Below are 16,862 nucleotides of genomic sequence, written 5' to 3'. Positions count from 1 at the left end.
TGGAATTGCGCTTACTTCATCCAAGTCTAAAAACTCTACATCTAGTTCAAATTCTTCATTTTTTAACTCTTTTAATTCTTTTTGTTCCTTCATTTCCTCACCTCCTTTCAAATACTTTGTTTCATAAAATTCCCCTGACTCCCTTACTTTTATAATGCTTTTCACCATATATACTTATTTCTCATACGCGTTAACATAAAGAAAATTAGCCATATGCAAGAAAATAGAGCGATAAAATAGATTAATATTTCATGTCCACTTCTTACCAATCCGTAAAACACTTGACTATTAACCTCTGTTACCCAATATGTCGGCAAGATTTTCGCAATAGCTTGTAGCCCTTCAGGCATAATTGCTATCGGCCATAACGTTCCACCTAATATAGTGAGTAATAGTGCAACTATAATTACAAGTAATCGTCCTGTTGAAGATTTTGCTGTTTGTTTTCTCAATATTAACCCTAGTCCTATTACTAAAATGATTAATAGCCCATACACTAGTAGTAATAAAGACAACTCTCTCATAGAAATAATGAAATTAATTTTGAAAAAATATATTATTAATATAATCATTAACACCAATTGAGCAATAGTAACAAAGGTAATTGCTCCTACTACCTGTAAGTAATAACTAAATTTGTTTTTAGCCGTTAGCAAAATACGTTCCGTTGTTGGGTCTGTCTGATTTCTTGAAAACAACAATGTATTTATCATTGATAAAAATACCGTCACAGATACAATCATGTTAAATGTACTTGTTAATATAGAAGCATACTGACTTTCCAAATTACTTAATTCGATTTTAGATGTCGGAAATTCTTTATACACACTCGTTTTTTCTTTTTCCGAATAATCAGTCTTGTAATTGTAGTATTCTGTTAGGCTTTTTAGCTTTTTCATCTCATTAATATTCATTGATTTATTTTCTGCATAGATTGTTAAATTGAGATGGGATATTTTTTGATACTGTGCAGTAACTAAAAATGTAAATATAATAGGTAACAAAATTAACAATAAAAAAGTCCATTTTCTTTTAATAGTTCGTTTCATATATAGCTTAAAGATTTGCACATTCTGTAACTCCTTTCTCTTTAATAAAAGTTGTTCCTATACTTTTTATCAGTAAGAAATGAGTTAATATAATCCTTAATTTACCAAATTTCTTTCAGTTAATTTATGCAATACTTGTTCTAGATCAGAAGGCATATAAATAATTTTTTGGATTTCTGATCCAAATCTCTCTTTAATACTATGAATCAGTGATGTATCAGTTTCCTCAATACCTATACAATGTTCTTCAGTGTATGCTATTTTGTACCCTTTTAATTTTTCTGTATAGCACTTAACATTCTCATGTAGCTCTAATTCAATAATTGGTTGATCTGCATATTTTTGGATAACATCTTCCAGTCTCCCTTCACACACCAATTTTCCATTATGAATTATCCCCACATGTGAACAAATCTTCTTAACCTCCTCTGTATTACTAGCTATATAAATAATGGTAACTCTTGTTTTATTTAACTCTACAATCCTATTTAAAATATATTTACTAGCTTGAGGATCTAATCCAAATGTTGGTTCGTCTAAAATAACAACATCGGGATTATGAACAATGCCACATGCAATATTTAATCTTTGTTTCATATCAATCGAAAGATCACCTGAACGTTGATTTCTTTCATCCCATAACTCAAACAATTCGAGTGCATATTTGACTTGTTTTTTTAAATTTTGTTCTTTTAAGCCATAGAGTTTGCCAAAGGATAATACATTTTCATAAACAGATAAATCATACATAAATGCTAAATTTTGCGGGACATAACCTATACGTCGTTTCGTGCTAGGGTTAGGTATCTCATTAAACCATTGCAGTTTTCCGCTTTCTGCTTTCTCTAAGCCTAGCATGACTCTTACTAATGTAGATTTACCTGAACCAGATTTTCCGAGTAATCCATATATTTGTTTATCCTCTATTGAAAGAGATAAACCATTCAAAATAGGTTGCATTTTATTATAACTAAAATAAATTAACCCCCCTCTAAATGCATTTCGCATTTAAGTACCTCCTAATTTTTCTTGTTACCTTTAACTTACATTTAGTCTAACATTACTTAAATTAGTCTTTGCTTTTTTATCATAAATTACATATATGATGTAATAACTGTTTACTTCAAATACAGAAAAGTGTACGTAAGTGTTATGTGACGCACTCAAATCGGTCCTATTTCATACGTGACAACTTGAATTAAGTCTTTTATCTATAAGTATCTAAATTTCATAAGAATCCTAATTTATAACAGAAAGGCTGTCCCAAAAGGTCATTGAATAAAGACCTTTTGGGACAGCCCCCTTTTTAATTTCAGTTAAAAACAAAAACCCCTACAATTAGGGGTTTAAACCATCTTTTTCTCGGATTCTTCTCTAAAAAAGCTCTTCATCGCATGGAATACATCTGCTTTTTGCTTTAAAATATAATATCTGAAATTCTCATCTTTAATGTTTTTATAGGCTGACATGAGGGTGCTATGGCGGTTGTACTGGTTTACCTCCCCATACCCAAACATGTTACACTTCTTCATCAACTCTTCAACAAGTTTTACACATCTAGCATTATCTGATGTTAAATTATCACCGTCTGAAAAATGGAATGGATAAATATTATAGCGGTCTGGTGAGTATTTATTATCAATTAGCTCGAGTGCTTTCTTGTATACTGAAGAGCAAATCGTTCCACCACTTTCTCCTTTTGAGAAAAACTCTTCTTCTGTAACGACTTTTGCCTCCGTATGATGGGCAATAAACTCAATATCTACTGTTTCATACTTCGTTCGTAGAAATCGCGTCATCCAGAAAAAGAAGCTACGTGCCATATATTTCTCCCATATTCCCATCGATCCACTCGTATCCATCATCGCTAATACAACAGCTTTTGAATCTGGCTTTAACACTTCATTCCAAGTACGGAACTTTAAGTCTTCTTGGTGAATCGGATGAAAAGATGCTTTACCACGCATTGCATTTCGTTTATATGCAGATATCATCGTTCGTTTCTTATCGATGTTGCCCCATAACCCAGTTTTTCTAATATCATTAAATTCAATATGTTCAATCCGATTTTCATCCATTTCTTTTCTCTTTAAATTAGGCAGCTCTAACTCTTTGAAAAACGCTTGCTCTAATTCTAGAATAGAGACTTCAGCTTCATAATAATCTTCTCCAGCCGCATCCCCTGCTCCTTGCCCTTTTCCTGGTCCTTTTTGCTTTTGACCACCTGATCCATCTCTCGCAACGACATCACCAACTTTGCTATCACCATTTCCTTGCCCAACGTGTTTGTTTTTATCATAATTGTACCTAATCTTATATTCATCTAAAGAACGAATCGGTATTTTCACAACATCCTTACCATTAGACATAACAATACTTTCTTCTGTTACAAGATCGGGTAAATTATTCTTAATTGCCTCTTGCACTTTCTCTTGATGGCGTTGTTGGTCGTCATATCCTTTGCGATGGAGGGACCAGTTTTCCTGTGAAATCGTATAATTTGGTTGATTTTCTTCACCCATTTCTTTCCCTCCTTACTGTAATTGTCTTCCTATATGAACAGCAAGCTAGAAATTTTGTTTTATACTGTGCAAGCTAGAATGAAAGGTAACTGCCCATCGAAATTCATCCCATAAACATATATAACGTTTTTCATATAATACTCCGAGCATCCTAAACAAAATTTTGCCACTCACATACTAGAAAAGAAAATTCAGCCGTTGATAAGAAAGAAACACAATGCATAGTTGCACACATTTACACTTTGCAACATATTGTATTGTGTTGGCTTTTTTCGTATGAATGGTTGGTTACTCTATCATATGCATATTGTAAAAATAATTGACAATAAATTCATGAAATTGCATCTTAATTTATTACATTTGGACAAGGTATGACACTTTACACATATGAACGGATAATAAAACGCTGTCCCGCAAAATACAAGAGACAGCGTTTTGTTATCAAACTATCGGTTTAGCAGACTACCTACATAGCGTAGTAATTCATTCGCAGATGAAGAATTGTAGCCGTGCTCATCAATTAAGCGCGCAACAACATCATTAATTTTCTTAAGCTGATTTTCGTCTGGTGTTTTCGTTGATGTTGTAATTTTCACTATATCTTTTAAATCAGCAAATAGTTTTTTCTGAATCGCTTCGCGAAGACGCTCATGTGAATTATAATCAAAGCGTTTTCCTTTACGCGCATAAGCAGAGATGCGAATTAAAATTTCTTCACGGAATGCTTTCTTAGCATTTTCTGAAATTCCAATTTGCTCCTCAATTGAGCGCATTAGCTTTTCATCTGGACTCATTTCTTCACCTGTTAATGGGTCACGTAATTTCGATTTATTGCAATATGCTTCAACGTTATCCAAGTAATTATCCATAAGTGTCTTCGCTGATTCTTCATATGAATACACGAATGCTTTTTGTACTTCTTTCTTCGCAATTTCATCATATTCTTTTCTTGCTAATGAAATGAAATTCATATAACGCTCACGGTCCTCATTACTAATGGATGGATGCTGATCTAATCCATCTTTTAAAGAACGAAGTACATCTAATGCATTAATAGATGGTACTTCTTTTCTAATAATTGTCGAAGAAATTCGGTTAATTACATAACGAGGATCGATACCGCTCATGCCTTCATCTTGATATTCACGTTGCAGCTCCTCTACATCAATTACATTATAACCTTCTACCGTTTCTCCATCATATAAACGCATCTTTTTAATTAAATCAATATCCGGACGCTTCGGATCTTTTAAACGAGTTAAAATCGTAAACATTGCTGCAACGCGAAGTGTGTGTGGTGCAATGTGAACATTGGATACATCACTTTCACGAATCATTTTTTCATAAATATGTTCTTCTTCACTCACTCGTAAATTGTATGGAACAGGCATTACAATAATTCTTGAGTGTAATGCTTCATTTTTCTTGTTTGCTATGAAAGAACGATACTCCGTTTCATTCGTATGCGCTACAATTAATTCATCTGCTGAAATAAGCGCAAATCTTCCCGCTTTGAAGTTTCCTTCTTGCGTAAGCGATAACAAATGCCATAAAAACTTCTCGTCACATTTCAACATCTCTTGGAATTCCATCATCCCACGGTTTGCCTTATTTAATTCTCCATCAAAGCGATACGCTCGTGGATCTGATTCAGAACCATATTCTGCGATAGTTGAAAAGTCCAGACTACCTGTTAAATCGGCAATATCTTGTGATTTAGGATCAGACGGGCTAAATGTACCAATTCCTGTACGGCGATCTTCCGAGAAGAAAATACGCTCTACAACTACATCCTCAATTCTTGAACCATATTCTTGTTCTAGACGCATCACATTGAGTGGCGATAAATTCCCTTCAATTCTAACTCCATACTCATCAAAGAAATCATCCCGTAAATGGTGCGGAATTAAATGAAGCGGATCTTCGTGCATTGGGCATCCTTTAATTGCAAAAATTGCTCCTCGATCTGTTCGTGAATATGTTTCTAACCCTCGTTTCAACATCGTAACTAATGTTGATTTCCCTCCACTAACAGGACCCATTAATAATAAAATACGTTTTCTAACATCTAATCGTTTTGCAGATGGATGAAAATATTCCTCTACAAGACGTTCTAAAGCATCCTCTAATCCAAATAGCTGATTACTAAAAAAGTTATACTTTCTTCTACCATCTACTTCTTCAATTCCAGCATCTTTTATCATATTGTAAATGCGAGAGTGTGCTGTTTGAGCCACCCATGGTCTTTCCTTCACAAGCTCTAAATACTCCGCAAACGTACCTTCCCATTGTAAACGTTCTTCTGCTTCTCGATGCTGTTCAATTTTTTTTAGAATATCCATTATAGCTCCTCCCCCATCTCCTTGTTCAATCGGATTATTATAAAAGGTATGCTAGGATGTCCTCAAACATTCTTTAAATCAAAATGAAATATACAGTAGTGCTATAAAATTCTCTCCAAAATTCAAAGAAAATTCTGTATAATATAGGTATTAAAGTTTTTACACCGCTATTCATTTTAAATAAATTCTTTTCTTCCAAGAACATTACATACATTTCGATTCATATTGAAGATTCGTAAACTGAAAAAATAGGAGGGATATTAGTATGAAATTATTATTAATTTTAGGTGTATCACTCACATTTCTTACAGCTATTTTTACATCTGGTTACAATGATAAACCCGGTACAAATAAAAAGTGATGTGCTTCTAAGCACATCACTTTTTTTATCAATTATTTATAATACATATTTTCCACACCATCTTTTGATAAAGGTCGGCTATAATAATAACCTTGTACAAACTTCACATTCTTTTCCTTCAAAAATTGTATTTGTTCCGCTTTTTCTACGCCTTCTGCAATTACATTCAATTCCAAAGTATGAGCTAAATGAATGATTGCAGCTGTAATATTCGTATCGCGTTCATCTACATGTATACCTTCCATAAAAGAACGATCGATTTTCAATGTATCAATTGGATACGTTTTTAAATAACTTAAAGATGAATATCCCGTTCCAAAATCATCTAAATGAATCTTTAAATTTTGTTCTTTCAATTGCAGTAATACTCTTTTCGATATGTCCTTATGCATAAGGGCTCCTTCTGTAACCTCTATCGCTAATAGATGGGCTGGTACATTGTACTTATGTAAAGCTCGTGTAATCATCTCTATTAATGTAATAGAGCGAAAGTGTCTGGCTGAAATATTAACTGCAATCGTGACAACTTCATATCCTTTATTTAACCATTCACGTATTTGCTTACAAACTTCATTTACTACCCATTCATCAAGCTTAATGATAAAACCTGTTCTTTCTGCCAGCGGAATAAATTGATTAGGAGAGACAAATCCTAGTTCTTTATTTTCCCACCTTATTAAAGCTTCCATGCTAGCTATTTTTTTCTTTTCAATATTAATTTGCGGCTGATAATATAAGAAAAATTCATTCTTTTCTATAGCACGATGTAATTGGTTTTCTATTATAAATCTTTGTTCACGCTCACAATCTAATCCACTGCAATAAAAATGATAATGCCCTTTTCCTTTTTCTTTCGCTTTTTCCAAAGCAGCATCAACTCTTTGGAATAATATTTTTTCATCTTCCCCATCTGTTGGAGCCATTACAATCCCAATTGACGCACTTAAATACACGTCCTCTTCCTCGATTACAAAATGTTCACTAATGTTTTTTAATATGCTTTTTGCAACTACCTCTACACGTTCTTTCGTTATATTTTCTATTAACATAACAAATTGATCATCGTGTTCTCTAAATAAGTGCATATCGTTTATTTGGATACTGCTTAAACATTCTGTCACTTTTTGTAATACTTTATCTCCTTCTTTATGACCAAAAGTATCATTAATAAGATGGAATTCATCTAAATCTATAAAGATAAACGCAAAATCTATCTTATCATTTAATAAATCATCTAACTTATTTGTACATGAAATTCTATTCATTAATCCTGTTAACTGGTCATAATAAGCTAAATATTCCGTTCTCATCTCGTTTAATACTTGCCTTGTAACATCCCTCGTAACAATATAAACCCCAACAATTTCACCGTTCACAATAATTGGAATAGTTCTCAAAGAAATATAGAGCTCGTATCCTTCTTTATGAACATATTTCTTTGAAACAATTTGCTTTGCTTTTCCTTGCATAGATCCTTTAAATATAATTTGAAAATCTTTTTCATATTCTTTATTAATAAATTCAAAGATAAATTTATTATTTAATTCTTCATATCGATATCCAAATATTTCATACGTTGCTGGATTCGCATATGTAATTCTACCTATAGAATCTATAGATAGAATGGAGTCATTATTATATTCTAGTAATGACTTAAACAACATTTGTTTTTCCTCTATCTCTGCCTTTTCCTCAACCTGAGCTGTAATATCTCTTGTAATACAAATAATAAACTGACATACTCCTTCTTCATCAAATACAGGATTAAGTGAAGACTCATAATGTACATTACCAGTTGGTAAACTAACTACATCACAAAAGGTATGTGCTTTCGCTTCGCTCGCTACTTTTGCATATTGCACTTGCAATATTTCCGCCGTATCTTCTGGCAATACTTCACCGAACGTTTTTCCATAACACTCTTCGCTTAGCTTCGCATAATCCATCCCTATCTTATTTACATAAATATATTTAAAGGTTTCATCATCCATAACTTTCACAATAAATACTAAATCTTGAATAGCATGTAATAACCCTCTTCTTATTAACTCCATATCTATCATACTTAAAAAGGTATTTTGATTACTATATCGTTCCTTCATATTTATCTCAACCCGTCTGATCAATTTTTATTCATATATCCCCATTCTATATGAATATGTACCCTTTTTTAAATGTATGATTACATATTTATTTTTATTTTTATTTTTAGAAAAAAAGTCGCCATATGGCGACTTTTAATAAACAATTTCTAAATCTAATCCTGGATAATTTTGTTGACGAAAGGCTTCATAAATTAAGATAGCTGCTGTATTAGATAAATTTAATGAACGCACTTTATCAGTCATTGGAATACGTAAACAGTGATCGAAGTTTTCTTCGATTACATTAGCTGGTAAGCCGTTTGTTTCTCTTCCAAATACAAAGTAGTAATCCTTCTCACGTTTACTATAATCAAACGCTGTATGAGCTTTCTCGCCATACTTTGTTAAGTAGAAGAACTCACCATCTTTATTTTTCTCATAAAACTCTTCAATTGAATCATAATACGTAATTTTCACGTGCTGCCAATAATCTAATCCTGCACGCTTTAACATTTTATCATCCGTTGAAAATCCAAGCGGTCTAATCAAATGTAATTCTGTTCCAGTTGCTGCACAAGTACGAGCAATATTCCCTGTATTTGCTGGAATTTCTGGTTGATATAAAACAACATGTACTCCCACGCGATATTCACCTCTGTTTTTTGTCTACTACGTATTATACCACTTGAGCGAAAAATCTCTACCCATTAATAATATGAAAGAATTTATATTTCATTTGTGGTGTATATTTACTAGAATCTTCATAGTTCCAATAACGCCGACGGCTATTCGCTGAATGTGCATTTACAAGTGGCATACCATCTGCGTCTTTTGCTACTACAATCGTCGTATGATTCCACCTACCATCATCCTCGAAATCATAAGCGATGACATCACCAAGAATAAGGTCCTCAGGCCTTTCTACAGCTTCAGCTCGAAGTCCTGTTGTAGCACCTGACAAATACCAATAAAAAGAGTGTGCGACAGCCCAGCTCCAACTCCACTGATTCTCCCTTTGCCACCATCCTTTACGAATATTAGGATATCCGTTCATTGGTACTTCTCCAGTATGAAGACATTGAGAAATAAAATTTGTACAGTTATCAGGAAAATTACGATATACAGGGTTTCGATCATCCCACCAACGCTCTGCATATTTCACTGCCTCTAAACGATTGTACTGATAAGAACCGTACTTCTCTTTTGTAACTTCCCTTTCTAATGTCTCACTCATTCCAACTGCTTCTGGCACTTCAATAACATAATCACCTATTACCCGGCTATTATTTAAACAAACTCTTCGTTTTAGTTGTTCCTCTTCGATATAAAATAATTCTTTATGCTTAATTAAATATTTACAATGTATTTGATAATCAATTTCTTGATGATTGCTATTATTTAATTGCCTCATGAAAGAAACATCTGCAGTCGCTTTCACTATCTCTGCATTACGCTTTTGAAACAATTCTTTCTTTCTCTGTGCTATTTGTAATAAATCTTCAGCGATACCATCTACATTTGTTCGTTTCTCCGTTATATATGCTAAAAATTGTTGTACTTGCTTTTCAATATTTATTTTTACAACCATTTCGTCTCCCTCCCATATTACAATATGAAAAAGGGAGATATTATCTACTCTTTTTTCTGCACTAACAATTCAAGTCCGCGATTCATTTCATGAAGAACCTCTTCATCTTTCTCACGTTGCATTGCTTTTTCAATGGCTTCGCCCACGCCATCTCCACCAATTTTTCCAAGTGCCCATGCTGCTGTTCCGCGAAGTACTGGTCTTGGATCGTCTTTCATAACACCGATTAAATCAGGAATTGCTGATGCCTCTTTAAAATGCGCAAGTGCCAAAATCGCATTTCGTTGCAACGGCTTTTTACCTCTCCATGAACCAGACATAATCCCATATTTCTCTTTGAAATCACGATTGCTAATTGTTAAAAGTGGTGTTAATAACGGCTTAACCAACTCAGGATCTGGTTCCATCTCAGGATGATTATGAAAATCCATTCCTTTATTTTTCGGACAAACAGTCTGACATGTATCACATCCATAAATACGATTTCCTATTTTGTCGCGGTATTCTTCAGGCAAAAATCCTTTCGTCTGTGTTAAAAATGCAATACATTTCTTCGAATCTAACTGTCCTCCTTGTATTAAAGCACCTGTAGGACAAATATCAATACATTTTGTACAGCTCCCGCATTGATCTTCTATCGGTTGATCTGGTGGGAATGGAACGTTTGTAATCATTTCTCCTAAATACACATAAGAACCAAATTCAGGTGTAATAATAGCGCAATTTTTACCGCTCCATCCAATACCGGCACGCTCCGAAACAGCTCGGTCACTTAATTCACCCGTATCAACCATTGACTTAACTTCTATATCTGGAAGTTTTTCGATTAAATATGCTTCTAATTTTTGCAAACGATCTCGTAAAACAAGATGATAATCTTGCCCCCAAGAAGCTCGACAAAAAATCCCACGGCGTTCTCCGCGCTTACTTAATGGTGCATTTTTTAATTTTGAAGGATACGCTAATGCAATCGCAATAATTGATTTTGCAACCGGTAGTAGAAGCTGTGGGTTCGTTCTTTTTTCTATATCAGACTCTTCAAATCCAGATTGATAATTTAATTGTTGCTGCTGGATTAACCGCTGCTTTAATTCTTCAAATGGTGAAGCGCTAGCAAAGCCTATTTTATCTATACCAATCGTTTTACTATACGCAATTACATCTTGCTTTAATTGTTCAAAATCCATTCCTAATCGCCTCCTCAGATGAATTCATCCCTTATGTAACGTCTATATTAGTTAGCAATTCACTTTTGGAATACTATTCTTTACTTCTATTTTCGCATACAATTATCTTTTTCAAACATTAAAAAACGCAATGCCTCGTTTATCTCAGAAACGAAACACTGCGTTGATCACAATTTATAGAAAAACATTTAATAAAATTTGGAGCGGGTGAAGAGAATCGAACTCTCGACCAGAGCTTGGAAGGCTCTTGTTTTACCACTAAACTACACCCGCAAATATGAAATAAATATAAGATATTAGAATAACTTATGTAAAGTAGTATAGCATGTACAAAAAACGGAAGCAAGAATTTTATCGAAAAAAGTCGAAAAAGTGATGAGTAGCTCATCACTTTTTCAATTCTTTATCAATCGCCTTCTTCATACTATCGAAATCAGGGTTTGCAAGATTTCCGTTTATATATACTGAAGGAGCACCTTGAACTTTTAATTTTTGAGCACGATCTGAATCTTTACGTACTTTTTCTTTTATTTCTTTGCTGTGTAAATCTTTCTTAAATTGTTCTACATCAACTTTCGGAAGCTTCTCTTTCACAATGTTAAGAAGTAATTCTTCTGTAATCCATTCTTCCGTATCTTTCTTTTGACTTTGATAAATCTCATCATAGAAAGTCCAGAATGAATCTTTATCTTGTTTATAAATTGCTTCACCAGCTGCTGCACCTAAATCAGAGTCTTTTCCGATAAATGGGAAGTTAATAAAGTATAACTGCACTTTGCCTTTATCAATATACTCTTCTTTTAATCGTGGTAATACTGTTACATCCCAAGTACGACAAGCAGGACATTTGAAGTCTCCAAATTCAACTACCTTAACTGGGGCATCATCTTTCCCTAAAGATTGTTGTGTGGAATAAGCAAACATCTCATTCCCTTTATCTTTTTTGTCATTTATGATGCTATACACAATCGTCCCGATTACAATCAATACTGCGATAGAAAAAACTACGCCAAGAGCCATAAGTTTGTTCGATTTCATATACATTCCTCTTTAAATTCATATTCTGTATACAGCATTGTACACAATACACATAATATCAATACTTACATATGTCACGCAATGAACACGCTCACATAAATTACAAAAATACAACAATTGTGACGATATTGTGTCACAATTTGTCACAATTTATTCAAAAAAAAAAAGCTCCTATGTAGGAACCTCCTTTAGCTTACTGCTTTTTCACGCGCATTATTTAACATCGACTGCTCTGTTTTTATATCATGACGAATAACTAATTTCTCACTAACCGCTTGCACATACTCATCATGATTGATATAGCCTTCTTTCTCCATCAATCTCAAAACTACATTCCGTCTCTCAACTGCTTTATCGTAATTTTGTGCAGGTGAGTAATAAGCAGGTGCCTTTACTACAGCAGCCATCATTGCACTTTCAGCCAACGTTAATTGGCTCACCTTCTTACCGAAGTAAAGATTGGCTGCTTTTTCAATTCCCCATGCTCCTTCTCCGTAATAAATATTACTTACATACAATTTTAAAATTTCATCCTTCGTAAATGTGCGTTCAATCTTTTTCGTATAGAAAATCTCTTTCCACTTACGAGAAAATGTACGTTCATTCGTTAAAAAAGCATTTTTGGATAACTGCTGTGTAATTGTGCTTCCGCCTTGCACAACACCACCAGCTTTTATATTCTCAACAGACGCCCTAATAATCGCTATATAATCTAAACCGTTATGATGATAAAATCTTTTATCCTCTGTCGCAATAAATGCATGTGTTAATGATTCTGGCACCTCTAATTTAGCCGGTACATGTAATTTACTAATATCACTTTGCTCGATCATGACATTTCCAACGAATAATAATGTAAAACTTAACAATAATAATAAAATAATGGCTTTATAAAAAAACTTAGTCATTGGATTTAATGCAACTTTTTGGTGATAGTTCACCCTAGATAATACTCGTTCTTTCATCTTGAACACCTCTTTTCCACACAGCGTATAACTCTTACTTTAAGAATACCTTGTTGTAAAAAAATATCCCATCGATTTCTCTTACACGTACCTTACATCATTGTAAGGTATAAAATGAAACTTTAATCAGGCCGCACCAAGCGAGCTGCACATAAATAGCGGGGTAAAAAAGTATTGTATCACAGTCTTTTTTTATCTACTATTCATCTGAAATATTGAATATACATTATGCTACAGCACGAATAACCAATTACAGAGTAAACCTTAAGGCTCCTCTATTAAAACACCCTATTTTCATTATATCATCTACAAATATATATATTTGTAAGTATCTAGTAATCTAAATGTGCATAATATATCATACATTATACAGAACAAACGTTCTAAAAATCAATACTAGCACTATTATTATTTTGACCTTTTTCTTAAACAGTATACAAAAAAGAGTAGTGATTTGATTGTATCTCAAATCGGCTACTCTTTTCTTTACAATCTGCCTATTAAATTATACGGCTGCACTTCCCAAGTTTCATACGGAATAAAATGTGTTGCTCTCATCGCGTCAAGCGTTCTGGATTTCATATGAGGACGCGTTATGTACTCATCTATGTTCTCTTCATTTAAAGCAACAAATTTAGCCTCTTGTATTTCTTCAGGCTGAATTTGTATTTCACCGCTCACGTATGCCACTTTAAAAACAACAGCTAGAATGTGCATGGAAGCATTATAATAAACTCCTGTAATGCCAATAGGCTTCACAGTTAACCCTGTTTCCTCAAGCATTTCCCTACAAACTGCTTGATCGAGCGCTTCCCCTTCTTCCACCTGTCCTCCTGGCAACTCCCACGTATCCGATCTCCAATGTACTTTAGCTAATAACACTTCATCTTTTTCATTTGTTAAATAACCTGCTACAGCAACGATATGTTTTGGTGTTTTATGTTCCATGTTAAGCCTCCTAGCAATAATGAATATTTCACATATCCCTATAAGCATATTCCCTGTCTACCACAAAATACCTTTACTAATTCACCCTCTTAATTAACTTCATGAAAAAAGCCCCTATCCGTTAAACGAACAGGGGCTTCTATCGTATTATTCTCCTAAGTCTACGTTGTGGTAAACTTGTTGCACATCTTCTAAATCCTCTAATGCATCAACCATTTTTTCAAATTGTACTTGAGCATCTTCAGGAAGTTCTACATCACTTTGTGCAAGCATTGTTAATTCTGCAACTGTGAATTCTTCAACACCAGCATCTTTAAGTGCAGATTGTACAGAATGGAATTGATCAGGTTCAGCATATACGATAACAGCATCTTCTTCTTCAAGAATGTCACGTGCATCTACATCTGCTTCCATTAAAATTTCAAGCACTTCATCTGATGTTTTACCTTCAAGACCGATAACAGCTGTCGCATCAAACATGTAAGCTACAGAACCGTTTACACCCATGTTACCACTGTTTTTGCTAAATGCAGCTCGTACATCTGCTGCAGTACGGTTTACGTTATTTGTAAGTGTATCTACAATTACCATAGATCCATTTGGTCCGAATCCTTCATAACGAAGCTCGTCATAATTTTCTTCTGAACCGCCTTTTGCTTTTTCAACTGCACGATCAATAATTGTTCTTGGCACATTGTATGTTTTCGCGCGTTCTAATACAACTCTAAGCGCTTGGTTTGATTCTGGATCTGGCTCGCCTTGTTTTGCCGCCACATAAATTTCACGTCCAAATTTCGCGTATATACGGCTTGTATTTGCATCTTTTGATGCTTTTTTATCCTTAATATTATTCCATTTACGACCCATACTTTCCACTCTCTTTCCCGTTTTAAATCTACATAAAAATATTAATATGAAATATAATGTGTATTCAACACATTTTTAAAAGAAATATAAAAAGTTCATTTTTGATTCATATTACAGACATAATATAAATCACTATCATTTTGTTCTTTCGACAAGTTATATTATACATGAATTTCTACATTTATTACGAATTTTAAAAGCACATAGCACAATTTAACAAAAAAACTTTAACATTTCTGTTAGAGTTTTTTTATATCGCCGATACTGATTTCCATAATATCCCTATAATTACTTTCTATTGTTGTATAATAAAAATAGGAAAAAATTTAAAGGGAATATGGGGGGAGAATTATGACACATTCAAATGAGAAAAAAGTACATGGTCTTAAAGGGGTAGGAGAAAAGCTAAACCCAACTATCTATCAAGTGAGATTTATGAAATTAGATGCACCAATTCAATTTGAGTCGTTTCCTGAATTAAAGGAATTAAGGGACTGGTTAAGTACTTCAACGCACATGTGGGCGTGCCACTCAACTATGTACAAGTACAACAAAGAAGAGTTTAAAAAGAGGTTTTTAGAAATTACAAACTTAACCGTTGATAATGTACTAATATCTACTGGTGCTGCCGGATTTAACTTCATGTCACCAGGGTGGAGAAATTCGCTCTAGAGTGCCTGAGGGGAATATTGTATATACAATATTCTGCTGATGTTTTATAGAAAAATAGAACTAAAAAGATAAAAATGAATATTCGTATTTATCCTTTTAGTGTTTTCACTTCAAAGTTGATAAGTGCCAATACATAATCCCTTACCTGTTAATGAAGGATAACTATTTCTTTCTCAACTTCCTCTGTTTGACATTCATCATTTAACTGTAAATTTTCTTTATAGTTAGCTTGTGAAATCAACGTAAATACAAGTGAAGCGAACTGTTCTGGCACCTTACAAATTTTGTTCAATCTGAATTAAATCAGAGCATTTGTCTTTTTTGTGCTTATTTCGTCGTGTAATGAAAACACAAAAAAACTCTATACAATTAGTATAGAGTTTTTTACGCCGTTCTTGATACCGATGGTCGGGGTCGAACCGACACTCCCGAAGGAACACGATTTTGAGTCGTGCGCGTCTGCCAATTCCGCCACATCGGCACAAAAGAAAAGGCGGCAACCGGATTTGAACCGGTGATAAAGGTTTTGCAGACCTCTGCCTTACCACTTGGCTATGCCGCCATATAAAATTTTATTGGAGCGGAAGACGGGATTCGAACCCGCGACCCCAACCTTGGCAAGGTTGTATTCTACCACTGAACTACTTCCGCAAAAATGGCTGGGCTAGCTGGATTCGAACCAGCGCATGACGGAGTCAAAGTCCGTTGCCTTACCGCTTGGCTATAGCCCATCGATTTCTTACTTAATTATATGTAAGTATCCATTAGATTATTTGTAATTTTTAAAATAAAAATGGGGCGACTGATGGGAATCGAACCCACGAATGCCGGAGCCACAATCCGGTGCGTTAACCACTTCGCCACAACCGCCATGTTGTATAAATATATTTGGCAGGGGCAGTAGGAATCGAACCCACACTGGAGGTTTTGGAGACCTCAGTTCTACCTTTAAACTATGCCCCTATGTAAATGGTGGAGGGGGGCAGATTCGAACTGCCGAACCCGAAGGAGCGGATTTACAGTCCGCCGCGTTTAGCCACTTCGCTACCCCTCCGAAACTTACATGGTGCCGGCTAGAGGACTTGAACCCCCAACCTACTGATTACAAGTCAGTTGCTCTACCAATTGAGCTAAGCCGGCGTATACTATTAATATAAATGGTGGCTCGGGACGGAATCGAACCGCCGACACGAGGATTTTCAGTCCTCTGCTCTACCGACTGAGCTACCGAGCCTTATT

The 16,862-nt window shown here is 34.4% G+C and carries 13 protein-coding genes and 10 tRNA genes; 1 reads left to right on the top strand and 22 read right to left on the bottom strand.

The features are described from left to right. Positions 1-161 precede the first annotated feature (161 nt). From VF726_RS31290 to VF726_RS31230, 13 genes are all read right to left on the bottom strand, one after another. Positions 162-1,070: an ABC transporter permease gene (locus VF726_RS31290; RefSeq protein WP_440174104.1), complete on the bottom strand. Its 909-nt coding sequence runs from the start codon at positions 1,068-1,070 to the stop codon at positions 162-164. A 75-nt stretch (positions 1,071-1,145) separates the two neighbouring features. Continuing rightward, the gene (locus tag VF726_RS31285) at positions 1,146-2,057 is read right to left on the bottom strand and encodes an ABC transporter ATP-binding protein (RefSeq protein WP_440174103.1); all 912 of its coding nucleotides are present in this window, start codon (positions 2,055-2,057) and stop codon (positions 1,146-1,148) included. A 338-nt stretch (positions 2,058-2,395) separates the two neighbouring features. Beyond that, positions 2,396-3,571, bottom strand: a complete 1,176-nt coding sequence (gene yhbH, locus VF726_RS31280; protein WP_440174102.1) for a sporulation protein YhbH — start codon at positions 3,569-3,571, stop codon at positions 2,396-2,398. A gap of 446 nt (positions 3,572-4,017) precedes the next feature. Further along, positions 4,018-5,913, bottom strand: coding sequence for a PrkA family serine protein kinase (locus VF726_RS31275; protein ID WP_440174101.1), 1,896 nt, complete (start codon positions 5,911-5,913; stop codon positions 4,018-4,020). A gap of 393 nt (positions 5,914-6,306) precedes the next feature. Beyond that, on the bottom strand, positions 6,307-8,376 hold the full coding sequence (locus VF726_RS31270; RefSeq protein WP_440174099.1) for a sensor domain-containing protein: 2,070 nt from the start codon (positions 8,374-8,376) through the stop codon (positions 6,307-6,309). 135 nt (positions 8,377-8,511) lie between these two features. Further along, a complete protein-coding gene (gene trmL / locus VF726_RS31265) occupies positions 8,512-9,000 on the bottom strand; it encodes a tRNA (uridine(34)/cytosine(34)/5-carboxymethylaminomethyluridine(34)-2'-O)-methyltransferase TrmL (RefSeq protein WP_000538147.1) in 489 nt (162 codons plus the stop codon). 58 nt (positions 9,001-9,058) lie between these two features. Further along, positions 9,059-9,946: an amidase domain-containing protein gene (locus tag VF726_RS31260; protein ID WP_440174098.1), complete on the bottom strand. Its 888-nt coding sequence runs from the start codon at positions 9,944-9,946 to the stop codon at positions 9,059-9,061. 44 nt (positions 9,947-9,990) lie between these two features. Then, on the bottom strand, positions 9,991-11,133 hold the full coding sequence (gene queG, locus VF726_RS31255; RefSeq protein WP_440174096.1) for a tRNA epoxyqueuosine(34) reductase QueG: 1,143 nt from the start codon (positions 11,131-11,133) through the stop codon (positions 9,991-9,993). A 199-nt stretch (positions 11,134-11,332) separates the two neighbouring features. Further along, positions 11,333-11,406: transfer RNA gene (locus tag VF726_RS31250), tRNA-Gly, on the bottom strand. Positions 11,407-11,520: 114 nt separating this feature from the next. Continuing rightward, complete coding sequence (locus VF726_RS31245; protein WP_042513269.1) at positions 11,521-12,171, bottom strand: DsbA family protein; 651 nt, start codon at positions 12,169-12,171, stop codon at positions 11,521-11,523. A gap of 188 nt (positions 12,172-12,359) precedes the next feature. After that, entirely contained in the window at positions 12,360-13,136 is a 777-nt protein-coding gene (locus tag VF726_RS31240) for a transglycosylase domain-containing protein (protein WP_440174094.1), read from the bottom strand. A gap of 486 nt (positions 13,137-13,622) precedes the next feature. Further along, positions 13,623-14,084: an NUDIX hydrolase gene (locus VF726_RS31235; RefSeq protein WP_440174093.1), complete on the bottom strand. Its 462-nt coding sequence runs from the start codon at positions 14,082-14,084 to the stop codon at positions 13,623-13,625. A gap of 147 nt (positions 14,085-14,231) precedes the next feature. Next, complete coding sequence (locus VF726_RS31230; RefSeq protein ID WP_000532956.1) at positions 14,232-14,951, bottom strand: YebC/PmpR family DNA-binding transcriptional regulator; 720 nt, start codon at positions 14,949-14,951, stop codon at positions 14,232-14,234. Positions 14,952-15,302: 351 nt separating this feature from the next. Here VF726_RS31230 and VF726_RS31225 point away from each other — a divergent pair, with 351 nt between their 5' ends. Next, on the top strand, positions 15,303-15,623 hold the full coding sequence (locus VF726_RS31225; RefSeq protein WP_440174091.1) for a DUF3884 family protein: 321 nt from the start codon (positions 15,303-15,305) through the stop codon (positions 15,621-15,623). Positions 15,624-16,022: 399 nt separating this feature from the next. On the opposite strand, the gene VF726_RS31220 is transcribed toward VF726_RS31225, so the two are convergent. The 9 genes from VF726_RS31220 to VF726_RS31180 all read right to left on the bottom strand — a co-directional run bounded on the left by VF726_RS31220 (position 16,023) and on the right by VF726_RS31180 (position 16,857). Continuing rightward, a tRNA-Leu gene (locus VF726_RS31220) sits at positions 16,023-16,104 on the bottom strand. Between the two features lie 10 nt (positions 16,105-16,114). Next, positions 16,115-16,185, bottom strand: a tRNA-Cys gene (locus VF726_RS31215). Between the two features lie 14 nt (positions 16,186-16,199). Continuing rightward, positions 16,200-16,274: transfer RNA gene (locus VF726_RS31210), tRNA-Gly, on the bottom strand. 5 nt (positions 16,275-16,279) lie between these two features. Continuing rightward, positions 16,280-16,354: transfer RNA gene (locus VF726_RS31205), tRNA-Gln, on the bottom strand. 63 nt (positions 16,355-16,417) lie between these two features. Continuing rightward, positions 16,418-16,493, bottom strand: a tRNA-His gene (locus VF726_RS31200). Positions 16,494-16,512: 19 nt separating this feature from the next. Further along, positions 16,513-16,586 (bottom strand) — tRNA-Trp (locus VF726_RS31195). A gap of 7 nt (positions 16,587-16,593) precedes the next feature. Next, positions 16,594-16,677 (bottom strand) — tRNA-Tyr (locus VF726_RS31190). A 10-nt stretch (positions 16,678-16,687) separates the two neighbouring features. Continuing rightward, positions 16,688-16,763: transfer RNA gene (locus tag VF726_RS31185), tRNA-Thr, on the bottom strand. Between the two features lie 18 nt (positions 16,764-16,781). After that, positions 16,782-16,857: transfer RNA gene (locus tag VF726_RS31180), tRNA-Phe, on the bottom strand. Between the last annotated feature and the right edge of the window lie 5 nt (positions 16,858-16,862).

Origin of the sequence: Bacillus sp. Brlt_9 (assembly GCF_051948935.1) — a bacterium.
Lineage (GTDB): Bacteria > Bacillota > Bacilli > Bacillales > Bacillaceae_G > Bacillus_A.
This window is presented reverse-complemented; position numbering and strand designations above follow the sequence as displayed.